At 65.2% G+C, this 22,198-nt stretch carries 19 protein-coding genes; 6 read left to right on the top strand and 13 right to left on the bottom strand.

All coding sequences use genetic code 11. The annotated features are described in order from the left end of the window. Positions 1-25 precede the first annotated feature (25 nt). The 3 genes from ACWA1Q_RS03615 to ACWA1Q_RS03605 all read right to left on the bottom strand — a co-directional run bounded on the left by ACWA1Q_RS03615 (position 26) and on the right by ACWA1Q_RS03605 (position 5,126). Positions 26-889: a glycosyltransferase gene (locus ACWA1Q_RS03615; RefSeq protein WP_463759595.1), complete on the bottom strand. Its 864-nt coding sequence runs from the start codon at positions 887-889 to the stop codon at positions 26-28. Further along, a complete protein-coding gene (locus tag ACWA1Q_RS03610; RefSeq protein WP_463759593.1) occupies positions 886-1,842 on the bottom strand; it encodes a glycosyltransferase in 957 nt (318 codons plus the stop codon). The genes ACWA1Q_RS03615 and ACWA1Q_RS03610 overlap by 4 nt, the downstream gene beginning before the upstream one ends. Positions 1,843-1,934: 92 nt before the next feature. Further along, entirely contained in the window at positions 1,935-5,126 is a 3,192-nt protein-coding gene (locus tag ACWA1Q_RS03605; RefSeq protein ID WP_463759592.1) for an LGFP repeat-containing protein, read from the bottom strand. A 110-nt stretch (positions 5,127-5,236) separates the two neighbouring features. Between ACWA1Q_RS03605 and ACWA1Q_RS03600 the strand changes: the two genes are divergently transcribed. Further along, positions 5,237-6,373: a glycosyltransferase family 4 protein gene (locus ACWA1Q_RS03600; RefSeq protein WP_463759590.1), complete on the top strand. Its 1,137-nt coding sequence runs from the start codon at positions 5,237-5,239 to the stop codon at positions 6,371-6,373. Between the two features lie 3 nt (positions 6,374-6,376). On the opposite strand, the gene ACWA1Q_RS03595 is transcribed toward ACWA1Q_RS03600, so the two are convergent. Genes ACWA1Q_RS03595 through ACWA1Q_RS03585 form a run of 3 tightly spaced genes read right to left on the bottom strand, consistent with a single transcriptional unit; the run spans position 6,377 to position 9,362 of the window. Further along, positions 6,377-7,747: an LCP family protein gene (locus ACWA1Q_RS03595; RefSeq protein WP_463759588.1), complete on the bottom strand. Its 1,371-nt coding sequence runs from the start codon at positions 7,745-7,747 to the stop codon at positions 6,377-6,379. Continuing rightward, positions 7,744-8,262 carry a 5-(carboxyamino)imidazole ribonucleotide mutase gene (gene purE, locus ACWA1Q_RS03590; RefSeq protein ID WP_463759586.1) on the bottom strand — a complete coding sequence of 173 codons (519 nt, stop codon included), beginning with the start codon at positions 8,260-8,262 and terminating at the stop codon, positions 7,744-7,746. Before purE ends, ACWA1Q_RS03595 begins: the two co-directional genes overlap by 4 nt. Before the next feature lie 8 nt (positions 8,263-8,270). Then, complete coding sequence (locus tag ACWA1Q_RS03585) at positions 8,271-9,362, bottom strand: 5-(carboxyamino)imidazole ribonucleotide synthase (protein ID WP_463760759.1); 1,092 nt, start codon at positions 9,360-9,362, stop codon at positions 8,271-8,273. 185 nt (positions 9,363-9,547) lie between these two features. Here ACWA1Q_RS03585 and ACWA1Q_RS03580 point away from each other — a divergent pair, with 185 nt between their 5' ends. Then, positions 9,548-10,069, top strand: a complete 522-nt coding sequence (locus tag ACWA1Q_RS03580) for a GtrA family protein (protein ID WP_463759584.1) — start codon at positions 9,548-9,550, stop codon at positions 10,067-10,069. On the opposite strand, the gene ACWA1Q_RS03575 is transcribed toward ACWA1Q_RS03580, so the two are convergent. Both ACWA1Q_RS03575 and ACWA1Q_RS03570 read right to left on the bottom strand, forming a co-directional pair. After that, positions 10,030-10,587 carry a PH domain-containing protein gene (locus tag ACWA1Q_RS03575; protein ID WP_463759583.1) on the bottom strand — a complete coding sequence of 186 codons (558 nt, stop codon included), beginning with the start codon at positions 10,585-10,587 and terminating at the stop codon, positions 10,030-10,032. The two genes, ACWA1Q_RS03580 and ACWA1Q_RS03575, sit on opposite strands and share 40 nt — an antisense overlap. Before the next feature lie 166 nt (positions 10,588-10,753). After that, complete coding sequence (locus tag ACWA1Q_RS03570; RefSeq protein ID WP_463759581.1) at positions 10,754-11,551, bottom strand: biotin--[acetyl-CoA-carboxylase] ligase; 798 nt, start codon at positions 11,549-11,551, stop codon at positions 10,754-10,756. Between the two features lie 141 nt (positions 11,552-11,692). Here ACWA1Q_RS03570 and ACWA1Q_RS03565 point away from each other — a divergent pair, with 141 nt between their 5' ends. After that, entirely contained in the window at positions 11,693-13,264 is a 1,572-nt protein-coding gene (locus tag ACWA1Q_RS03565; protein WP_463760757.1) for an acyl-CoA carboxylase subunit beta, read from the top strand. Further along, the gene (locus tag ACWA1Q_RS03560; protein WP_463759579.1) at positions 13,261-13,560 is read left to right on the top strand and encodes an acyl-CoA carboxylase epsilon subunit; all 300 of its coding nucleotides are present in this window, start codon (positions 13,261-13,263) and stop codon (positions 13,558-13,560) included. The genes ACWA1Q_RS03565 and ACWA1Q_RS03560 overlap by 4 nt, the downstream gene beginning before the upstream one ends. A gap of 233 nt (positions 13,561-13,793) precedes the next feature. Here the strand turns inward: ACWA1Q_RS03560 and ACWA1Q_RS03555 are convergent, their stop codons facing one another. The 4 genes from ACWA1Q_RS03555 to ACWA1Q_RS03540 are packed head-to-tail and all read right to left on the bottom strand — an operon-like array spanning position 13,794 to position 18,102. Beyond that, entirely contained in the window at positions 13,794-14,825 is a 1,032-nt protein-coding gene (locus tag ACWA1Q_RS03555) for a hypothetical protein (RefSeq protein ID WP_463759577.1), read from the bottom strand. After that, a complete protein-coding gene (locus tag ACWA1Q_RS03550) occupies positions 14,822-16,141 on the bottom strand; it encodes a sensor histidine kinase (RefSeq protein WP_463759575.1) in 1,320 nt (439 codons plus the stop codon). The genes ACWA1Q_RS03555 and ACWA1Q_RS03550 overlap by 4 nt, the downstream gene beginning before the upstream one ends. Further along, the gene (locus ACWA1Q_RS03545; RefSeq protein ID WP_463759574.1) at positions 16,131-16,787 is read right to left on the bottom strand and encodes a response regulator; all 657 of its coding nucleotides are present in this window, start codon (positions 16,785-16,787) and stop codon (positions 16,131-16,133) included. Before ACWA1Q_RS03545 ends, ACWA1Q_RS03550 begins: the two co-directional genes overlap by 11 nt. Before the next feature lie 49 nt (positions 16,788-16,836). Further along, positions 16,837-18,102, bottom strand: a complete 1,266-nt coding sequence (locus ACWA1Q_RS03540; RefSeq protein ID WP_463759572.1) for a class I SAM-dependent RNA methyltransferase — start codon at positions 18,100-18,102, stop codon at positions 16,837-16,839. A gap of 58 nt (positions 18,103-18,160) precedes the next feature. Between ACWA1Q_RS03540 and ACWA1Q_RS03535 the strand changes: the two genes are divergently transcribed. Together ACWA1Q_RS03535 and ACWA1Q_RS03530 are read left to right on the top strand one after the other, a co-directional pair. Continuing rightward, a complete protein-coding gene (locus ACWA1Q_RS03535; protein WP_463759571.1) occupies positions 18,161-18,808 on the top strand; it encodes a Maf family protein in 648 nt (215 codons plus the stop codon). Between the two features lie 78 nt (positions 18,809-18,886). After that, on the top strand, positions 18,887-20,656 hold the full coding sequence (locus tag ACWA1Q_RS03530) for an acetyl/propionyl/methylcrotonyl-CoA carboxylase subunit alpha (protein WP_463759569.1): 1,770 nt from the start codon (positions 18,887-18,889) through the stop codon (positions 20,654-20,656). A 71-nt stretch (positions 20,657-20,727) separates the two neighbouring features. Here ACWA1Q_RS03530 and ACWA1Q_RS03525 read toward each other — a convergent pair whose 3' ends face one another. Further along, positions 20,728-22,164, bottom strand: coding sequence for an NAD(P)H-quinone dehydrogenase (locus ACWA1Q_RS03525; RefSeq protein ID WP_463759567.1), 1,437 nt, complete (start codon positions 22,162-22,164; stop codon positions 20,728-20,730). Positions 22,165-22,198: the final 34 nt, after the last annotated feature.

Genomic DNA, 22,198 nt, shown 5'->3' with positions numbered 1-22,198 from the left:
GCGCTCTCTGCAAGTCGCCGGAGCGTCAGTGCGGTTCGCTGCGTTGGAAACCCCTGGCTATGAGCCGCCGGTACATGACCGTCCGAATTCTGACGGGCACAAACCTGTAGAGGCCGCGTACCGCGAGGTTGCGAACGAACTGGATCCGAGTGGTGAATCCTGTGGTGAGGAGTGCACGTTGGAGGCTCAGCTCCGCCTCGAACTGCTTTCGTCCACCGCGGCGTGAGTACGCACCGGCACCGACCCGGTACATCACGAGGGCATCGGGGATGTTGTCCACGCGGGCACCGGACTGGATCATTCTCGCGAACAACCAGTAATCCTCCATGAGACCGATGTCGTCGTACCCGCCGGCCCGATTGACGGCCGTCCTCCGGTACATCACCGTTGGGTGGTTGAACGGGTCGTGGAACCGCGCGTATCTGGCAATTGTCTCCGGACCGATCGGCGGAGTGCGTCGGCCGATGACGGCGCTGGTGTCATCGGCGAACTCGAACATCCCTGTTCCGACGAGGTCGAGTCCTTCGTCGAGCTTCGTGACCTGGCGTTCGAAGCGGGTCGACAACGAGACGTCGTCGGCATCCATCCTCGCCACGATGTCGTGGGAGCAGGCAGCGAGGCCGACGGTGAGCGCGTTCGCAAGCCCGCCGCGTTCCTCGATCCTCACCAGTTTCACCGGGACAGGGGAGGACGCGACAGCCTTGTCGATCGACGCGTGCAAGGCCTCCGGAACGGGACCGTCCTGTACGAGAACCACTTCTGCGGGGGGGACGGTCTGAGCCTGAACCGAGCTGGAGAACGCCCTCTCGAACTGGGCCGGGTCATCGTTGCCGTACACGGGGAGCAGGAGAGAGAAGGGCGTGGACGCGCGCCCCGGTTCGGCGGTCACCTTTGCTTCCCATCGACAGCGGAGAGAAGGTCATCGGGCACACCGGCGCCCGCCAGGGCGGCGGAGTTCCGTCGTGGCGCCGTGCCCCAGCCCTCACGGAAGCCGTCACGCAGACCACGGCGCAGCATCGCCCGATCAGTCGATCTGAGGAACGTACGCGCCCACCGAACGGCGGAGGCGCCGATGTAGACAATCTTCTCGCTCCTGCGGAGAGCCGTCGAGTGCCGGAACAGCCAGAGCTTGTTCCGGACCTCGAGCCGGAATCGGGGTCCGGGGTCGACGTCGGTCGAGGCGAGGGCTTTGGTTTTGTGGACGACGACGCTGCCGTCGACGGAGAGTCCGGCACCGTGGCGCAGGAGCCGTGCGCTGAATTCAAAGTCATCGTTCCACAGGAAGTAGTCGACGATCGGGTAACCGTGCCGGACGACCGCGTCGGCCCGGTACATCGATGAGACGAACGAGAGAGAGCGCACCGGTCTGGCCTGGACGCGCTCAGCCGCAGCCTTTTCGGCACGCCGTGCGAAGGGATTGGCGCGAGGGGTGTTCATCGGATGTTCGCTGCCGTCCGTCCAGAGAACGCGTGATCCGACAGCGAGCAGGTTCTTCCCGCGGTAGCTGCTGACAGCCTGGAGAAGTCCGGCCAACGCATCGGCCTGTGGCACGGTGTCGTCGTCCATCACCCAGATCCAGTCCGGCCGGTGGCGAATGGCAGCGGCAGCCATACCGACCGCGAAACCACCAGCGCCGCCGGTATTCTCGGTCAACTCAATGAGCGTCGCCTCGGGAGCATCTGACTTGACGACTGCTGCTGATCCGTCGGTAGAGGCGTTGTCGACGACAACGATCGCGTCAACAGGACGGGACTGGCTGTGAAGGCCCGCGAGGACTTCTCCCAGAAGTTCGCGTCGATTGTACGCGACCACGACAGCGACGACACGGGGATCTTTCGACACACCAATTCCCTCTCCCGCCGCAATCCGGCAACAGGCCACTTTACCGTGGCATTCCGCCGGCGAGCACCGACGCTACGCGCCGAGAGTCGGAATCAGTTGATGATGGCGCCGCTCGCCGGCGTCCACGTCAGTGTTCCGTTCTGGAACTTCTGGCTGAATCCACCACCCGGAAGGGTTTTCGTGCTGTCGATCGGGTGACCCAGCTTCCCGCCAACACCACCCTGCTTCGCGTACTCCGACACAATCGTCGACAGCATGAAGTGAATGCCCTTCGTCGGAGCGTAGAACAACGACCCCTTCGAGAACGCCTGGCTCACCCCGCCACCAACCTCAGACTTCTGAGCGGCAACCGGATACCCCAGAGTCCCATCAGGACCCTTCAACCAGTCATACGAATTCCCGATCTGACCCGACGTCTGAACATAACCCGCAGACTTCGACCAGTAGATCCAGCCCTTCTCAAACTTCTGGCTCATCGAACCATCCGCATACGACTTCGTGCTGTCGATCGGGTGACCCAGCTTCCCGCCAACACCACCCTGCTTCGCGTACTCCGACACAATCGTCGACAGCATGAAGTGAATGCCCTTCGTCGGAGCGTAGAACAACGACCCCTTCGAGAACGCCTGGCTCACCCCGCCACCAACCTCAGACTTCTGAGCGGCAACCGGATACCCCAGAGTCCCATCAGGACCCTTCAACCAGTCATACGAATTCCCGATCTGACCCGACGTCTGAACATAACCCGCAGACTTCGACCAGTAGATCCAGCCCTTCTCAAACTTCTGGCTCATCGAACCATCCGCATACGACTTCGTGCTGTCGATCGGGTGACCCAGCTTCCCGCCAACACCACCCTGCTTCGCGTACTCCGACACAATCGTCGACAGCATGAAGTGAATGCCCTTCGTCGGAGCGTAGAACAACGACCCCTTCGAGAACGCCTGGCTCACCCCGCCACCAACCTCAGACTTCTGAGCGGCAACCGGATACCCCAGAGTCCCATCAGGACCCTTCAACCAGTCATACGAATTCCCGATCTGACCCGACGTCTGAACATAACCCGCAGACTTCGACCAGTAGATCCAGCCCTTCTCAAACTTCTGGCTCATCGAACCATCCGCATACGACTTCGTGCTGTCGATCGGGTGACCCAGCTTCCCGCCAACACCACCCTGCTTCGCGTACTCCGACACAATCGTCGACAGCATGAAGTGAATGCCCTTCGTCGGAGCGTAGAACAACGACCCCTTCGAGAACGCCTGGCTCACCCCGCCACCAACCTCAGACTTCTGAGCGGCAACCGGATACCCCAGAGTCCCATCAGGACCCTTCAACCAGTCATACGAATTCCCGATCTGACCCGACGTCTGAACATAACCCGCAGACTTCGACCAGTAGATCCAGCCCTTCTCAAACTTCTGGCTCATCGAACCATCCGCATACGACTTCGTGCTGTCGATCGGGTGACCCAGCTTCCCGCCAACACCACCCTGCTTCGCGTACTCCGACACAATCGTCGACAGCATGAAGTGAATGCCCTTCGTCGGAGCGTAGAACAACGACCCCTTCGAGAACGCCTGGCTCACCCCGCCACCAACCTCAGACTTCTGAGCGGCAACCGGATACCCCAGAATCCCATCAGGACCCTTCAACCAGTCATACGAATTCCCGATCTGACCCGACGTCTCGACGGCGCCTTGGGCGCTGGACCAGTACAGCCAGCCGTTCTGGAACTTCTGGCCGAGGACTCCGTTGGCATACGTCTCGGTCTTGCCTGCCGGGAAACCGAGCGGGCCTGTGACCCCGCCCTTCTTCTCGTACTCGCCGGCGAGAGTCGTCAGAACATACTGTGCTTTGGTTGTCGCCGACCAGTACAGCGTGCCGTTCTTGAAGGCCTGGCTGTATCCGCCGGATGTCCACTTCATCGGACCCGTCGGCATACCGAGAACGCCGCTCGAACCGCCGAGGGCCGAGTACGCGGTCCCGATGGCCCCCGAGACGGTGACGGGGGATCCACCCTTTGCCTGGTAGATCCAGCCCTTGGCGAAGGCCTGTTCCATGCTTCCGTCACTATTCGTGATGGTGCTTCCGGTGGGGTGGCCGATGGTGCCGGAGACTCCGCCGCTGCTGCGGTACACGCTGTCGAAAGCTGTCAGCACGTAATGGATGCCGTGCGTCGGCGAGTAATACAGAGACCCGTTCTGGAACTTCATGCTCGAACCCGAACCGGTTTCGGAGCGCAGGGCCGCAGTCGGATACTTCAGCAATCCGTTCGGGCCCGAAAGTGCGATGTACGAGCGCCCGATTGGCCCGGAGGTCGCGAACGCCCCCGTTGTCGTGTGCCAGTACGCCCAGCCCTTTTCGAATTCCTGGCCGACTCCGCCGTCGGCGTAGGTGATGGCCTGTGCTGTCGCTCCGCCGAGCGAGGCGGTCAGCGAGGAGAGTTGCGCCGCGGCAGGTTGTCCTCGTGTGGATCCGAACCAGGACGTGAAGAAGTTGTAGAAGTTGCGGTTGCCGTATGCGGAGCATCCGTCACCGGTTCCCCAGCCGGCGCTCAGCGCTCTCGCGTTGGGCTGGTAAGGCGTGTAGTAGTAGAGGCTCGCCGTTGCCTTGTTAGCGACATAGACCTGCCCGGTTCCGCAGGAAACGTTCGGGTGCCACTGGATCGGCACTGTCTTTCCGGGGCCGAACCAGGTGAAGTAGTTCGACGTCCCGGGCGGGTTGGTGTAGCGAATGAGCTGGGATCCCGCTTTGTAGACCTGGTTGAACAGGCCGAAGTACTGGCTGTCGCACAGCTTGAAGTCCGGGCAGCCGTAGCCCATCGCGATGTTGTACCTGCCCTGGGTCGGCGAGGCCATCGTGACAAGGCTCTGTTCCTTTTCGAGCATGACCAGGAGGACCTGTGGGTTGATTCCACACGCCTGGGCGACCTTGTAGAGGATGCGTGCCGCTGTTTCATTGCTCGCCCCGGAGTACGCCTTGCACATGGCGTCTGCTGCCCGGTTGCTCGTCGTCACCTTGTAATTCTTGAGGCACAACGCGCCGGCCTTACAGTTGGCACCCTTCGAGTTCAGAAACGACTGAATGCCCGATTCGGTCATGGCGTTGCTGTTATAGAACACCGCGTCGTCGATGATGTTCCCGGCGTTGAAGCCGGCGGCTGAGGCCGGCTCGGTCTGCGAGGCAGGAAGCGGCGCGGCCACGAAGATCGACGCGACGAGCAAACCGATGATGAACAGCGCGATCGAGCGCGCGCGAGTAATACTTTGGACCCCAGGCATGGGACCTATCGTATGGGTATGTATATACCCCGGATACTCCCCGTACAGGGCAGGACACGCGTCCTCTAGGTTGGAAGCGGCAAAAACAACTGATTAAAGGCGGCTCACGTATGGCGACAACACTCCGAATGGTCGTCGACCAGATGATCACCCCGGCTCCGAACGGTATCTCGCGCTACACCGAGGAACTCACCCGGGCACTCGTGTCGACAGCACCGCGGGGTTGCTCTGTCGAGGGAATCGTCTCGGCGCTGCCGCAGGAGAAGATCACCCGTATCGAAGAAGCCCTGCCTGGTCTGTCGCAATTGCACCGCACGACCCTTCCCCGCCGCGAACTTGCGGCAGCGTGGCAACTGGGCATCGTCCCGACGCTCGGTACCGGCATGATCCACTCCCCCAGCCTTCTGGCCCCGCTTCGCCGTCACGACCGCGAGTTCGACCAGACCCAGATGGTCGTGACGATCCACGACACGCTTGCGTGGAGCGACCCGAAATCGTTGACCCCTGCGAGCGTCGCGTGGCACAAGGCGATGGCGAAACGTGCGCGGAAACACGCGGACGCTATTGTGGTCCCCACGCACGCCGTTGCCGAGCAGTTGTCGGAGATTCTTGACTTCGGCGACCGGGTGCGCGTGATCTCCGGTGCCGTCGCCTCGAACCTCACGCTGCCGGACGATGCCGACGAGCGAGCGGCGCGGATGGACCTGCCCGAGAAATTCATGCTCACGGTCGGCACCCTTGACCCGCGCCGCGGGCTCACGCCGCTGATTACAGGCCTCGGCCAGCCCGATGCTCCTGACCTCCCCCTGCTCGTGCTTGGACCCGAAACCTGGGGTGAGCTCGCGCTCGCATCCGTCGCGGACGAGGCAGGGCTTGCTGAAGGCCGGGTCCGGGCACTGGGCTACCTGTCCGACGCCGACCTCGCCGTGGTGCTTTCCCGCACGAGCGTGTTCATTTATCCGAGCCTGCGCGAAGGGTTTGGCCTCCCCCTCATTGAGGCGTTCACTTTCGGCGCCCCCGTCGTCCACTCGGATGACCCCGCCCTCGTTGAAGTGGCCGGCGGAGCGGGCCTCGCCGTCGAGCGTGATGCAAAGGGCTACCCGGAGCGCCTCGCCGCCGCCGTGGCATCCGTCCTCGATGATTCCGACCTCGCCGACCGCATGCGGATCGCCGGGCAGGACCGCGCTCGCGCCTTCAGCTGGCGCGACTCAGCGGAGCGTGTCTGGGCGCTCCACGCCGACCTTTAGGACCTACTCGGCTTCGGGAGTCGCCGTCGGCGGATACAGATCCGCGCGAACGAGCTCACGGATCCGGTCGAAGTCGTCGAAGTCCCGCTCGTCAGGGATGATGCCGTTTGCCGGCGTCAGCTCGACCGAGCTGGTCGGCAGTTCCTTCGTCTTCATGGCGAGGTTGACGAAGTAGCCCAGCATGTCCTGCGGGATGTCGGTCTTCACAACCTGGGTTCCTGCCTGTGCGATGCTCTGGAACTTCGAGAGCACGTTCGCGGGGGTGAACTGGTCGAGGATCGCCGCCTGCAGCTCGCGCTGGCGTTCCATCCTGTCGTAGTCGGAGGTGCTGTGACGGGACCGCGCGTACCACTGCGCGTAGTACCCGTTGAGCTTGCGGGTCCCGGGTTCGATCCACTCGTCCACGTTTCTCAGCTGTTCGTCGCCGCCGATCGGGAGCCGTTCCTTCACAGTGATCTCAACGCCACCGAGCGCGTCGACGAGTTTCTCGAATCCCTGCATGTCAATCAGGGCGAAGTAGGGGATCTCCAGCCCGAGGACTCCCTCGGCTGCTTCCTTCGTCGCTTCGATGCCGGAACTCGATGACGTCGACGCAGCATCCGGGTACAGATCGCCGTGACGCAACTGGGCTTCGGTGTAGATCGAGTTCAGTTTGCAGCTGCTGACGTCGCAACGGCGGTAGCCGTCCGGGTAGAGCTCACCCATCGGCGACCCCGCCGAGAACGGGACATTCCGCATGTCACGCGGCAGGCCGATCATCGTCATCCGGCCGGTCTCCGCGTCGAGTGACACCACCGAAATGCTGTCAGGGCGCAGACCTTCCCGGTCAGGGCCGGCATCCGCGCCGAGCAGGAGGATGTTGTATCGGCCATCCACGGGAGGAACGGATGCTGCGCCTCCTCCGAAGATGGACTGCAGCGTTCCCCGGGTGATTCCGGCGTAGTAGGCGCCCGCCGTCGCAGTACCGACGGAAAGCACGAGCAGCACGACGGTGCTCGCCGCGATCCAGAATCGGGTTCCAGGCATGGCACGGATGAGGCGGACAAGGCGGAGCGTGTCGAGAGTGAGGACGAGCCACAGCACCGCGTAGCCGGCGAGGAGCACCTGTGCGCCGGTGAGCACCCATGAGTTCGTGGCGATGCTGAGCGCCGCGGTGCGCCAGAGAAAGTAGGCGAGGATCGCGAAGATTCCGATCAGCCACATCGTGAGGGTGGCCGCGAGGCCGAAGCGCCCCAGCTTGCGGTTGCCTGCGAGCACCTGGGTCGACCCGGGGATGAGAAAGTTGAGCGCGACGAGCCACCAGGCCCTGCGCGTCATGAGAGCGGGAGCCGTGAGGTCCGGGTAGCGGATCGGACTGGTCGCTGACACGCTCATAGGCTCGACTTGAGGGCGCGATTCTTCTCGTCAACCTGTGCGGCGAGCGCCGCGGCGTATTCGGAGAGCTTCGTCGCCAGGGAATCATCGGTCGTGGCGAGAATGCGCGCAGCGAGGATCCCGGCGTTTTTCGCCCCACCGATCGAGACGGTGGCCACGGGGACACCGGCGGGCATCTGCACGATGGAGAGCAGCGAGTCCAGGCCATCGAGCTTCGCGAGGGGCACCGGCACACCGATGACAGGGAGCGTCGTGACGGATGCCAGCATGCCAGGCAGATGGGCTGCCCCGCCCGCTCCGGCGATGATGACCGCGAGTCCGCGTGACCGGGCGTCCCTGCCGTAGTCGATCATCTTGTCGGGCGTGCGGTGGGCGCTCACGACCTCGACCTCGTGGTCGATCTCGAACTCGGAGAGGATCTCAGAAGCAGCAGCCATCACCGACCAGTCGGAGTCGCTCCCCATGACGAGACCGACACGGGGGCGCGCTGAGGCGTGGAATGGCATGAGAACCATGCTAAATGTCAGTCCTGAAAAAACGCCGCTGCGGCGCGCGCTTCGTAGGCGACAACGTCGAGTTTCGATCCGCTCGCGTTGACGTGCCCGACCTTGCGGCCCGGCCGTGGCTCTTTGCCGTAGATGTGGATCTTCGCGGTGGGGTGAGCGCCGAGCGCCGCCGGGTACCGGTTCGCGAGCGTGCCTTCGGCGGGGCCGCCGAGGATGTTCACCATCACGGTGTGCGGCTCGGTGCATCCCGTCGCTCCGAGCGGGAGGTCGAGTACAGCGCGCAGGTGCTGCTCGAACTGGCTCGTCGTCGACCCGTCCTGGGTCCAGTGGCCCGAGTTGTGCGGGCGCATCGCGAGTTCGTTGATGAGGAGCCTGTCGTCCTGCGTCTCGAACAGTTCGACGGCGAACACTCCGGTGACACCGAGACCCGTCGCGACGTCCGATGCTATCTGGGCGGCGACGTCTGCGATCCGCCCGGCCGACCCGGGCGCTGGAGCGAGGACCTCGGCGCAGACGCCGTCGCGCTGGATGGATTCGACGACCGGCCAGAGCACCAGTTCACCCGAGGGGCGACGGGCAGACAACTGCGCGAGTTCCCTGCGGAAGTCGACGAATTCCTCGACGAGGAGCGCGTCTCGTGCACCGTGTTCGGCGAGTGTGGTGAACCAATCGCTCGCCTCATGCGCCGCGGAGACGACCCGCACGCCTTTGCCGTCATAGCCACCGCGCGGAGTCTTCACCACGGCCTGGCCGCCATTGGCGTCGAGGAACTGCTGAAGCTCGTCCTCGGTCTCGACCCGTGCCCACACCGGGACCGGCAAACCGAGGTCGCTGAGTTTCTGGCGCATCAGCAGTTTGTCCTGGGCGTACAGCAGGGCGTCGGGGCCGGGGTGCACGGGAATCCCCGCGTCGGTCAGGGCGTGAAGCACGTCCTGCGGCACGTGTTCGTGGTCGAATGTGATGACGTCGACGTCCCGAGCGAACGCGAGAACGGCCTCGACGTCGTGGTAATCGCCCACAGCGGATGCCGCGAGGCTCGCGGCCATTCCCTCGGTCTCCGCGAGCACGCGAAGATCGATGCCCAGATTCACGGCCGGTGGGATCATCATCCGGGCGAGCTGCCCTCCGCCAATTACACCAACACGGACCACGGGAAAGCCTCCAGATATCGTTCCGGCGCAGGGAACTCCCAGCGGTGCGCGCCGGGAGGTCGCATAAACTGCGTACGCCCCTATCCTCGCGCATGGCGCATCAGGCATCCAACCCAGCCCCCTTCCCGAAACCGGAGCAGGACATGACGAGAATCGCGCCGACCGGCCGGGCGCGCCGCCTGCTCGTTCAGCTGGCTCAGTTCGGGCTCGTCGGTGCTGCTGGACTTCTCGTCGACCTGACCGTGTTCAACGCCCTCCGGCTCACCATTCTCTCGCCGGAGAATGTGCACACCGGACCGCTGATCGCGAAGATCATTTCCACGCTGCTCGCGATCGTCACGAACTGGCTCGGTAACCGGTACTGGACGTTCGCTCGCGAACGCCGGTCCAACACGCTTCGTGAGGGACTCGAGTTCTTCGCGGTCTCCCTCGCCGGAATGGGGATCGGGCTCGGTTGCCTGTGGGTGTCCCACTACGCGCTCGGGTTCACCTCGGTGCTCGCGGACAACATCTCGGCTAACGTCGTGGGGCTCGGACTCGGCGCCATCTTCCGCTTCACGCTGTATCGCTACTGGGTCTTCTCACCCAGCAGACAGGCATCCGCTGCCCGTGTCGTTCCCGCGGGTCAGAAAGCGGTCGTCGCGCTTCCGGTCGAACCCATCTGAGAGGTCAGAACGACCTGATTGCGTTCGATGAGTTCCTGGAGGGTTTCGAGCACCTGGTCGGCCCCGGGGAGATCACGAAGGATGAGCGGCTTTTCCACGCCCGAACTGATGTGGATGTCGCCCGAGCGAAAAGCGCTCTGGAGCCAGCTCTGCTTGAGCGTGACGTGGTATCCCCTGCTGTGGAAGATCTCCCTGCGTTCGCGCACGAAGAACCCGCGGCGGGCGATCACCCGTCGCGTCGTGATCGTACACCGGTGGTTCAGCCAGGCGATGTAGGGGAACAGAACGAAGAGAACGAACAACAGAACGGCAAGCACAACGATCATGGCGTGCAGCCACGTTTCGGCGAATAGGCTCACGGCGAAGACCGTGAGTCCCGGCAGCGCGACGAGCACGAGGGCTGGCCAGAAGAGAGCGCGGGCGTTCGGCCGCAGCCGGGCGACCACGCGCTCGGTCGGCACAATGGGTCGTTCACCGTCGGGAGGCAGGCTCGCTGCAGCACTCGGGTAATCGGCCATGCTTCATTTCTAGCACTGGCAGCCGAAGGGCCCGGGCCGCACCGCCGCCGCCCTCCGTTCAAATTCAGGAGATGTGACGCAACACGCCGTCCAGCACGCGCCGCGCACGGCGTGTCGCACCGGATCTCCTGAATTTGGAGGTGTCTCCTGAATTTGGGGCCGCGAGTCAGCGGGCGCGCAGGTGCGTGATGTCACCGGCGGAGACCGGGGTGAGTTGATCCGACCCGTCAGCCTGGACGATGATCCGGCCAGAGACGTCGATGCCGCGGGCGATCCCAGACAGCAGGTTGCCGCCGGGGAGTTCGACCCGGACTCGCGCGCCGACGGTGCCACAGGCATCCGTCACCGCTGCCTGCAGGCCACTGGCTGCTGCATCGCCGCCTGCCGTGCGGAAGGCATCGACAAGGCTCCGGAACTCCCGCAGGTACGTCTCGAGGATGCCGTCGGCATCGGGATGCTCCGCCCCGGCGAGCACGAGGGAGGTCGCCGTGGGAACCGGCAACTGCGCCTCGGTCATGGTGAGGTTCACGCCGGCACCGACGACGACGCTCGGGGCAGCACCGACGACGAGTTCGGACAGGACACCGCTGATCTTCGAGCTGCCGACGAGGACGTCGTTCGGCCACTTCAGCAGGACATCGTCCCGGCCGGGAAGGGCCTCCCGGACGGCACGGGTCATGGCGAGACCGGCGGCAAGGGGCAACCAGCCGAGCGCGTCGATCCGGAGCGAGGCATCCGCCCGGACGAGGACAGAGACCGCGAGCGCCGTGCCCGCAGGGCTGACCCATGCCCTGCCGAGGCGACCGCGCCCCGCCGTCTGCGTGTCGGTGACGACAGCTGAGAAGTCGGGCCAGTCGCTTTCGTTCGCAGCCCGGGAAACGAGCTCGTCGTTCGTCGACGGGGTTTCGTCGAGGACCTCGAGACGGGCGGCGACAGCGGCGGATCGGGGAAAGGCGGGGCTCATGGCTCCACGATACGCGCCGCAAACCGACAAGGCTCGGAAGGGCTCGTTGTAGGCATCCACCAACGGTATGGCCCTATCTGTGCACAGTAGAGTGAATAAGTGACCGATGACGCAGCTGTGACCGACGAATCCGCCCCCGACATGTACACGACGGCCGGCAAGCTCGCCGACCTGAAGCACCGGTACCACGAAGCTGTGACGGCTTCGGGTGACGCTGCGATCGCGAAGCAGCATGCCAAGGGCAAGATGACCGCACGTGAGCGGATCGCCCAACTGCTCGACCCGGGCAGTTTCGTCGAACTCGACGAATTCGTCCGCCACCGCACCCACGCCTTCGGCATGGAGAAGTCGCGGCCATACGGCGACGCTGTCGTCACCGGCACCGGCACCATCCACGGCCGTCAGGTCGCCGTGTACTCGCAGGACTTCACCATCTTCGGTGGATCGCTCGGCGAGGTCGCCGGCGAGAAGATCATCAAGATCATGGACCACGCACTCAAGACCGGCGTTCCGATTCTCGGCATGCTCGACTCCGGCGGAGCGCGCATCCAGGAGGGGGTCGTTGCGCTCGGCAAATACGGCGAGATCTTCCGCAGGAACACCGCGGCTTCCGGCGTCATTCCCCAGATCTCCCTCATCATGGGTCCGGCCGCCGGTGGCGCCGTGTACTCCCCCGCGCTCACCGACTTCGTGATCATGGTCGACAAGACGAGCCAGATGTTCGTCACCGGCCCGGATGTCATCAAGACGGTAACCGGCGAAGACGTCGGCATGGAGGAGCTCGGTGGGGCCCTCACCCACAACACCCGTTCCGGTGTCGCGCACTACCTCGCGAGCGATGAAGCAGACGCCCTCGACTACGCGCGCACGCTCATCAGCTTCCTCCCGGACAACAACCTCGCCGAGCTCCCGGTCTACGAGAGCGACATCGAGCTGGAGACGACGGATGCCGACCGCAAGCTGAACACGATCATCCCGGACTCCCCGAACCAGCCATACGACGTGAAGACCGTGATCGAGCACGTCGTCGATCACGGCGACTTCCTCGAGGTCCAGCCGCTGTTCGCCCCGAACATCGTCATCGGCTTCGCACGCGTCGAAGGCCGCACGGTGGGTATCATCGCCAACCAGCCGAACGCGATGGCCGGCACCCTCAACATCGAAGCCGGGGAGAAAGCATCCCGGTTCGTGCGTTTCTGCGACGCGTTCAGCATCCCGATCCTGACCCTCGTCGACGTGCCCGGCTACCTGCCAGGCACCGATCAGGAGTGGACCGGCGTGATCCGCCGTGGCGCGAAGCTGCTCTACGCCTATGCTGAGGCGACCGTGCCGCTCGTCACCGTAATCCTCCGCAAGGCGTACGGTGGCGCCTACATCGTCATGGGCTCGAAACAGCTCGGTGCTGACATCAACCTGGCCTGGCCGACGGCGGAAATCGCCGTCATGGGTGGGCAGGGCGCCGTCAATATTCTGTACCGCGGTGAGATCAAGCGCGCAGAGGCCGCCGGTGAAGACGTCGCCGCCGTGCGGACCCGTCTCGCCAACGAGTACACCTACAACGTCGCGAGCCCGTTCCTTGCGGCCGAGCGTGGCGAGCTCGATGGTGTCATCGAACCCGCTGCCACCCGTGTGGCTGTCATCAAGGCGTTGCGCTCCCTCAAGGGCAAGCGGTCGAGCCTCCCGCCCAAGAAACACGGGAACATCCCGCTGTGACCGGCCTGGTACCGGCCGAGCGCCGATCCGGTCGGCACGCTGTGCCATCGAACACGCGTGAACTGTTCACCGCGGAGGGACAGGAGCAGGGTGTGAACGTCCGTATTCTCCGTGGCTCCCCCACCCCCGAGGAGGTTGCCGCCGTCACAGCTGTGCTCACGGCGGCCGTCGTCGAGGAAGCAGCGCGAGCCGATGCTGTCCCGTCTGACGGGCCGTCGGCGTGGCAGAGAAGCCAGCGCATCATGCGCGGCTCACTTCAGGCCGGCGCCGGACGGTGGCGGAACTTCTCCGCCTGACGGTCCCCCAAAGAGCCGACTAGCGGCATGTTCGCTTCCCGAGCAGAATGAGAGCGCAAGGTGTCTCTCTTAGAGGGTTACACCACCAGACGATTCGCTCGATTAGGGTAGTAGCGGCGTTTGGGGGCGGGTCAGGGCGTTATTCGGGTTAGCGCTCTGACCCGGGGTTTAGTGGGCCGGTTCCAAAGAACCGGCCCTTTCCCGTTGTACCGGCGTGCCCAGCGAGCCGGATGTCACACCGCGCGTTTGTCGCCGACGGGCGATGTGACGGCCGGCCGGGGAATCTCTTTCCAGAGCCGTACCGAATCGCCCGGATCGTCGGGGTCTGTCGATGCGCTGAGCCCAACGAGCGTGACGGCGACAGCCGAGTCCGCGGGTGCCGTCCGGACGATCAGGCGGTCGACCTCGGTCTCGTCAATCACGCCGGCGACGGCGTCGAGCACTGTCTGCAGAACACTGTCTGGGAGATGATCAAGGGTCCCCTCGTCGAGCATGCTCACCGCGGTGCCTCGCCTGCGTGCCGCGAGCACACTTGCCCGAACGGCGTCGTTGAGCAACCGTCTTCCCCGGATCTCGTCGCGGAGCCCGGCCTCGAGCACCCGCGATTCGGTTCGCTGGGTCTCGTTCAGTTCCCCACTGGCGAGGATGATGTCGCGAAGGATCGGGAGCGCCCGCTGACCGGTCTGTTCGAGCCGCGCGCGCCGTTCCTGCTCGTGCGCGTCCTGAGCCGCCTGCCACCTGGCAGCCTCCTGCTCGGCGACGGTGAGAGTCTGGGCGTCATGCCCGACCTTGGCGAGGGAGCGAGTGAGGACACCGGCGACCACCACCCACATGATGCTTCCGGTGACGCCGATCTCCATCGAGGTACCGATGCCGCACCAGAGGATGGACTGCACCGTCAGGAACACGACCCCGATCCAGCCGACAATCTCTTGCCTCCGCACCACCGTGATCGTCATGAGGGTGCCGATCGCCGAGACATGCCAGGTCGCGTAACCGTTGTTGACCGTCGGGTCGAGCTGGCTGGTCACGAGAAGAGGGACCGTGATCGCCGTTGCCAGGCAGAACGCTGCGAGCCATGCTGGCATGGCCGTCGGACTTGAGGGCCACAGAGCCACCACCGTCGCGGCGAGGTACAGCGCCATCGCCATCACGCTCGGCCACGGAGAGTCAGCCTGCGGCAGGGTGAGCAGGCCACGGACGACGTGATAGAACGAGAAGGCCGCCGCGAGCGCGAGCATCGTGTAGCGGTTGAGCGCGATCATGCAGATGCCCCTCTCACGCTCTCGTGCGCCGCCTTCCGGGCTGCATCCTCGTCCGACCAGCGGATGTTGACGACCGTGCCGGCACCAGGGCGTGACCGGAGGTCGACGTTGCCGCCGGCGGCGACCACACGTTCGATGATCGACACTCTCAAGCCCAACCGGTCGGCGTCGACAGCCGCGGTATCGAACCCGACTCCCTCGTCACGAACGCAGACATGCACGACGGCGTCGTTCTCAACCTCAACGGCAACGCTGCGACCGCCCGCGTCGCCGGCGTGCTGAATGCTGTTCGTCATGGCCTGTGCGGCAGCGAGGTACAAGCTTTCTGCGACAGGAAAGGGGATCCTGTGCGCGGCAGACCCACGAAGCGTGATGTCGAACGGCGTTTCGAGGTGAACGGCGTGCTGCCGCAGAAGGTCGACCAGCCAGCCGATCGTGATTTTCTGCCCAGGGTCGGCGACGGGCCCCTCGAGAGCGGCAAGCTTGCCGATCGCGTCGCTCGCCATCGCCACGGCTGCCCTCGCCTGTTCGGGAGTCGACGCTCGTTCCGCCGCCTGAAGTGACGCGAGCACGGTGTCGTGCACGAGGGCATCCACTTCGATCCGCTCCGCTTCGAGCGCGTGCCGCCGGACCGCTTCGTCGTACCGGTGAAACGCGGCTGAGCGAGCCTCGTCGACGGACCGGGCAGCGTTCCGGAACATCGTGATCAAAACGAGGATGACGAGCCCGATCATCGTTCCGTACAGGGCATTCTGTACGGCGATGTCCGCGTGGGTGATGTTACCGTTCTCGTCGATGACCCGGACCAGCCCGTAGACGGCGGGGGTCACGGCGATGTAGACGGTCGCGATCCACGGCTGGACGGCTTGGGAGATGCTGCCGCAGGCGATGGCGCAGAGGTACCACGTCCACGGCTCGGCGATGGACTCGGCACCCGCTCCCCCGCTCGCGACCCCCCAGTGCGCGACTGCGATGAGGTAGATGGCTGCGAAGAGCAGATTCGCGACCCGCTGCAGTCGCGGGTTCATACCGCAGACGATGACGACGACGAGCAGGCCGAGGAGGGTGAACAGATAGACCGAGCCCATTGGGTCAGGAGCGACGAGGCCGCTGCCGAGGGCGATGCTCAGTGTCTGGGCACCGAAAACCAGGGCCATGAGGCTGATCGAATGAGCGATGAGCTGCTCGATTCGAGCAACGCTGAAACGCGGCTGGGTGTGGGCGGCATCCCTCGCCGCGCGATCGAGGTTGTCGAGAAGAGGTCCTCGCGGAACCGGCGAGAAGATCGCCCCTGACCGCTGCTGGTCAGTTGTCATCACCGGTGCCGGGGTTGAGCTCAGGCAGGATGCCATCTTCGACGGCGCGACGGAGAAGGTCGACCTTCGTCGGTGCGGGGCGGCCGATATCGACGTACTTTCCGCGGATCCGGTCGAGGTACTCCTTCACCGTCGACGGGGCAATGCCGAGCTGAACCGCAACGTCTTTCATCGGGAGTCCCGATGCGTACAGATGCAGGACGTCGCGCTCGCGGCGACCCAGTTGGGCACGGCTGAAGTCGCCGTCGGCGTCGATCGCGCTCGCCCATTCCAGGTTGTTGAGTGCCTCACCGCTCGCGACCGTCTCGATCGCGGCCACGACGGCATCCGTCGGCGCGGATTTCGGGATGACACCGGCAGCACCGGCGGCGAGCGCCTCGCGGACCGAGGCAACCCGGTCAGCGATGGAGTGAATGAGCACCGCTGACCCTGAGCCGTGCACGGCGCGGACATTGTCGGTGATGTTGCTTCCGTCGCCGAGGTTCAAATCGAGGACGACGACGTCAGACGGGACATCGCCTGCCGCCGACACGAACTCTCCCACGGACGAGACACTGAGCACGACGGAATGCCCCGCCGCCTCGCAGACAGCCGTCAGGCCCATCCGTACGGACTCATGATCATCGATTACCGCTATGCGCACCACAAAGCCCATCGTAGGGTGCCGCGACGCTCCAGCGGGAAAGCCCGCGCACTCATCGGGTGAGAAGCGCGACGGATTCGATGTGGTGCGTGTGCGGGAACAGGTCGAACGCGCGCAACGCCTTGAGCTCATAGCCCTCGGCCGCGAACAGCCCGATGTCCCTCGCGAGCGCGACGGGGTCACAGGCGACATAGACCAGCTGCGCCGGGCGCAGCTCCGCGAGGCTTGCGACGACCTCTTTGCCCGCGCCGGAGCGGGGCGGGTCGAGCACGACGGTGCCTGCGGCGAGCCGTGAGCGCTCGGCTGCGCTGGACTGGCCGACGAGGCCGCGCAGGTAGGCGTCGACGCGGGCGGTGATGCTCTGTGCTCCCACCCAGTCGGAGAGGTTCTCGGCGGCGTGATCGGTCGCCCTGGCGGAGGACTCGACGCTCGTGATGCGCGTCGTGCTGCCGAACTTGTCGCCGACAGCGGCAGCGAGCAGGCCGACACCGCCGTAAAGGTCGAGGTTGGCCGCGCGGGGGTCGAACAGCGCTTCGTCGATCGTGGACTGGACCAGATCGGTGAGCAGTTCGGCCGCCGAGCGGTGCACCTGCCAGAAGCCACCCTCGTCGAGGAAGAAGTCGCGGTCGCCAACGCGTTCGACGATGGTCTGCTCGCGGCGGTTCGCCGGGCTCACGCCCTTCTTCACCGGTTCCCGCACCACGATGCGCGCACTCTGCGTGCTGCTCGGGGCGATGATGTCGACGGACTCGGCGCCGCGGAACTGCTGGTCGAGCGGGGCAGCGGATGCGACCTCGTCTGTCGCGAGCGGAAGGTCACCGACGCGGATCACGCGGTGGCTGCGGGCGGCGTATGGGCCGACGTTGCCGTCAGCGTCGACGTGGAGGCTGACGCGAGTACGCCAGGCGAGTCCGTCGCGTTCGTCGTCACCGGGGACGGCCTCGATCTGCACATCGCTCTCCACACCGGCGAAACGCTGGAGAGAGTCCGCGAGCACCTGCCGCTTGAGTTCGCGCTGGTGTGCAAGCTCGATGTGGCCGAATTCGGCTCCACCCGCACGCTCGGACGGTGAGACGTCGAGAGCCGCTGAGGCCCAGACGTGGGCCTGTCGGTGAGGGGAGGCATCCAGAACCTCAACCGTCTCCGCGCGCCAGAAACTCTTCTTGGACGACTCAGTGATGCGTGCCCGCACGCGTTCGCCGGGGATGGCGTCTGCGACGAAGACCACGCGGCCATCGAGCCGCGAAACGAAGACACCGCCGTGGGCTACGTTTGTAATCTCGAGTTCGACATCTGCTGGGTTGTTTTGCGCATTCACCCTTGAATCGTCCCACGGATGCCTGAGCATCGCTCGCGCCGCTGACGGAAGGGACACGATGCAGCTCCACCTCGCCTCCACTTCTCCCGCCCGACTGCAGCTGTTGCGGCAGTCGGGGATCGAGCCCGTCGTCGTTCCGTCACACGTCGACGAGGATGCCGCTGTGGCCGCCGCCGAGACGGCTTCCGGTTCTCCACTCAGTCCGGAGGACACGGTCGCTCTCCTCGCCCAGGCGAAAGCGGAATCGGTGTGGAGGGATCTTCCTGCGCAGGACTGCCTCATCCTCGGCGGTGACTCGGTCTTCGTCGTCGACGGCGTCATCTACGGCAAGCCGCACACCCCCGAAGCGGCCCGCGAACGCTGGCTGCTGCAGCGTGGCAAAACCGGCACTCTGTATTCGGGTCACTGGCTCATCGAGCACAGGGCGGACGGCAGCGCCGGCCGAGCGGCCGGGGCGGTGGCATCCGCCGACGTGACCTTCGCGGCCGACATCACCGATACCGAGGTCGACGCGTACATCGCCACCGGAGAACCGCTCTACGTCGCAGGCGCGTTCACCATCGACAGCCTCGGCGCGCCGTTCATCCAGCGCATCTCCGGGGACCCGTCGACGGTGGTTGGCCTGTCACTCCCGACGCTCCGTTCGCTGGTACGGCAACTGGGATACGACTGGCCGGCTCTGTGGAATCGCGGCGGCGCCTTGTAGGCATCCGCAGGGTTCCTGGCCCTTTTCTGTGGGCACCGGCCAAAAGGGAGGGGCGTCCGGGCAATAGGCTAAGGAACTGTGTCGCGTATATCCAAGGTCCTCATTGCCAATCGGGGCGAAATTGCCGTCCGAGTGATCCGCGCAGCGCGCGACAGCGGGATCGGCTCGGTCGCGGTGTACGCCGACCAGGACCGCGACTCGCTGCACGCGAAGCTTGCCGACGAGGCGTACGCGCTCGACGGCGCGACGAGTGCTGAGACGTACCTCGTCATCGACAAGATCCTCTCGATCGCCCGCCGCTCCGGCGCAGACGCGATCCACCCCGGCTATGGCTTCCTCGCCGAGAACGCCGACTTCGCCCGCGCCGTGATCGGCGCCGGGCTGATCTGGATCGGGCCGTCACCCGAAGCGATCGAGAAGCTCGGAGACAAGGTTTCCGCTCGCCACGTGGCGCAGAAGGTCGGTGCGCCCCTCGCCCCCGGCACGCTCAACCCCGTCTCCGGCGCTGACGAGGTCCTCGCGTTCGTCGACGAACACGGGCTGCCCGTCGCCATCAAGGCCGCGTTCGGCGGAGGAGGTCGTGGCCTCAAGATCGCGCGGGAACGCGACGAGGTCGCCGAAGCATTCGATTCCGCCACCCGTGAGGCCATCGCCGCGTTTGGTCGCGGCGAGTGCTTCGTCGAGAAATACCTCGATCAGCCCCGCCACGTCGAAACCCAGTGCCTCGCGGATGCCGCCGGCAACGTCGTCGTCGTCTCCACGCGTGACTGCTCCCTCCAGCGCCGCCACCAGAAACTCGTCGAAGAGGCCCCGGCGCCGTTCCTCAGCGACGAGCAGAACGAGCTGCTGTACAGCGCGTCGAAGGCGATCCTCAAGGAGGTCGGCTACGTCGGTGCCGGCACCTGTGAGTTCCTCATCGGCAAAGACGGAACTGTCTCCTTCCTCGAGGTGAACACCCGACTGCAGGTGGAACACCCCGTCTCCGAGGAGATCACCGGGATCGATCTTGTCCGTGAGCAGTTCCGCCTCGCCGAGGGCGGCGTCCTCGATTACGAAGACCCGATCCCGCAGGGCCACTCGATCGAATTCCGGATCAACGGTGAAGACCCCGGCCGCGGGTTCCTGCCCCAGCCCGGCCCGATCCACGTGTTCAAGACCTTCGGCGGCCCCGGCATCCGCCTCGACTCCGGCGTCACCGCTGGCGACGAAATCTCCGGCGCGTTCGACTCCCTCCTCGGCAAGATCATCGTCACCGGTGCGACGCGCGAGCAGGCCCTCGAACGGTCGCGCCGCGCGCTCGACGAGTTCGAGGTCTCAGGACTCCCGACGGTGCTGCCGTTCCACCGCAAAATCGTCCGTGACCCGGCGTTCACCGCCGAGAACGGCAGTTTCGGCGTCTACACGCGCTGGATCGAGACCGAGTTCGTCAACGACATCGAACCGTGGGACGGCGAACTCGACGGCTTCGTCGCCCCGATCGGCCGCCACAGTGTCGTCGTCGAGGTCGAGGGCAAGCGCATCGAGGTCAGCCTCCCGACGACTCTTCTTCCCACGTCGGCCGGCCCTGGCCGCGCCCTCGCACCTGCGCCGAAGCGACACGGTGGAACCGGAACCGTCAGTTCCGCGACAGGCAACTCCGTGGCATCCCCGATGCAGGCGACAATCGTGAAGCTCGCCGTCGTGGACGGACAGCAGGTCGTCAAGGGAGACCTCGTCGTCGTGCTCGAGGCGATGAAAATGGAGCAGCCGATCACCGCCCACAAGGATGGAACCGTCGGGAACCTCAACGCCGACGTCGGAACGACGGTGTCGAGCGGGCACCAGCTGCTCACGATCACGAGCGCCTGACCAGCACCCCTCCACGTTCAGGAGATGGCTCCCACGCCCAGCAGGCGTTTGGACCGGGCCGAGCGCGACGCTCAGTTGACGATGTGCATCGCCTTCGCGGCATCCGTGATGCTGCCGGTCAGTGACGGGTAGACGGCGAACGCCCGGGCGATCTCGTCGACGTTGAGCCTGTGCTCGACGGCGATCGCGAGCGGGAAGATCAGCTCACTCGCGCGCGGGGCGACGATGACGCCACCGATGACGGTCCCGGAGCCGGTGCGGGCGAAGAGCTTCACGAAGCCGTCCTTGATGCCCATCATCTTCGCGCGCGGGTTCGACTTGAGCGGGAGCTTGTAGATCTCGCCCTGGGCGAGGCCCTCCTCGATCTGCTTCTGGGTCCAGCCCACTGTCGCGATCTCGGGCTGCGTGAAGATGTTCGCGGCGACGTTGCGCAGCTCGGTGGGGTTCACGGCGTCACCCATGGCGTGGAAGATCGCCGAGCGACCCTGCATCGATGCGACGGATGCCAGCGGCATGAACGTCGTGCAGTCACCGGCCGCGTAGATGTTCGGGATCGAGGTGCGCGCCACTCGGTTCACCCGGATGTGACCGGATTCGGTCATCTGCACCCCGGCCTCTTCGAGCCCGATGCCTGCCGTGTTGGGAATGGCGCCGACCGCCATGAGGCAGTGGCTGCCTTCGACCGTGCGGCCGTCCGCGAGGGTCGCGATGACGCCATTCTCGGTGCGCTCAACGCTCGACGCTCGAGACTTCGACAGCACGGTCATCCCGCTGCGCTTGAACACCTTCTCGATCACGGCTGCGGCATCGGCGTCTTCGCCGGGGAGCACCTGGTCACGGCTGGAGATCAGGGTCACTTCTGAGCCGAGGGCCCGGTATGCCGAAGCGAACTCAGCACCCGTAACACCGGAGCCGACGACGATGAGGTGCTCGGGCACGGAGGGAAGGCTGTAGAGCTGCGTCCAGTCGAGGATCCGCTCGCCATCGGGCATCGCTGAGGGCAGCTTGCGGGGGCTGCCACCAACCGAGACGACGATCGTGTCGGCTTCGACGCGGTCGAAATCGGTACCGCGCCCACCGGACTCGGTGGAGACGATGACGGCGTCACGGCCGTCAAGGCGGCCATCGCCGTGCACGATCCGCACGCCTGCTTCTTCGAGCCGCGCGCGCATGTCCTCCGACTGGTGCCGGGCGAGGCTCAGCAGCCTCTTGTTGACGGCGGCGAGGTTGACGGTGACCTCGGGCTTGACGGGCTTGCCGGTGTCGGTGCGGGCGAAGAACTGCACGCCCAATTCGCTCGCGCCGCGGACCGCGTTGGTTGCTTCGGCCGTTGAAATGAGGCTCTTCGAGGGAACCACGTCAGTGATGACGGCGGCTCCACCGACTCCGGTACGTTCGACGAGGGTGACGTCGGCGCCCAGTTGCGCGCCGGCGAGGGCGGCTTCGTACCCGCCTGGGCCGCCTCCGAGTACAGCGATTCGTTGTTTGCGCTCGAACTCGTAGGTCATTACTCCATTGTCGCAGCACGGAACACCCTTGCCA

It is taken from the genome of Mycetocola sp. TRD_SC_2, assembly GCF_055361225.1.
The sequence above is the reverse complement of the archived record's forward strand: the minus strand, read 5'-3'. Positions and strand labels throughout refer to the sequence as shown.

Coding starts and splice junctions, on each gene's coding strand:
- ACWA1Q_RS03605 (WP_463759592.1), bottom strand. CDS start 5,126: ATGCCTGGGGTCCAAAGTATTACTCGCGCGCGCTCGATCGCGCTGTTC.
- ACWA1Q_RS03600 (WP_463759590.1), top strand. CDS start 5,237: ATGGCGACAACACTCCGAATGGTCGTCGACCAGATGATCACCCCGGCT.
- ACWA1Q_RS03595 (WP_463759588.1), bottom strand. CDS start 7,747: ATGAGCGTGTCAGCGACCAGTCCGATCCGCTACCCGGACCTCACGGCT.
- purE (WP_463759586.1), bottom strand. CDS start 8,262: ATGGTTCTCATGCCATTCCACGCCTCAGCGCGCCCCCGTGTCGGTCTC.
- ACWA1Q_RS03585 (WP_463760759.1), bottom strand. CDS start 9,362: ATGATGATCCCACCGGCCGTGAATCTGGGCATCGATCTTCGCGTGCTC.
- ACWA1Q_RS03580 (WP_463759584.1), top strand. CDS start 9,548: ATGACGAGAATCGCGCCGACCGGCCGGGCGCGCCGCCTGCTCGTTCAG.
- ACWA1Q_RS03575 (WP_463759583.1), bottom strand. CDS start 10,587: ATGGCCGATTACCCGAGTGCTGCAGCGAGCCTGCCTCCCGACGGTGAA.
- ACWA1Q_RS03570 (WP_463759581.1), bottom strand. CDS start 11,551: ATGAGCCCCGCCTTTCCCCGATCCGCCGCTGTCGCCGCCCGTCTCGAG.
- ACWA1Q_RS03565 (WP_463760757.1), top strand. CDS start 11,693: ATGTACACGACGGCCGGCAAGCTCGCCGACCTGAAGCACCGGTACCAC.
- ACWA1Q_RS03555 (WP_463759577.1), bottom strand. CDS start 14,825: ATGATCGCGCTCAACCGCTACACGATGCTCGCGCTCGCGGCGGCCTTC.
- ACWA1Q_RS03550 (WP_463759575.1), bottom strand. CDS start 16,141: ATGACAACTGACCAGCAGCGGTCAGGGGCGATCTTCTCGCCGGTTCCG.
- ACWA1Q_RS03535 (WP_463759571.1), top strand. CDS start 18,161: ATGCAGCTCCACCTCGCCTCCACTTCTCCCGCCCGACTGCAGCTGTTG.
- ACWA1Q_RS03525 (WP_463759567.1), bottom strand. CDS start 22,164: ATGACCTACGAGTTCGAGCGCAAACAACGAATCGCTGTACTCGGAGGC.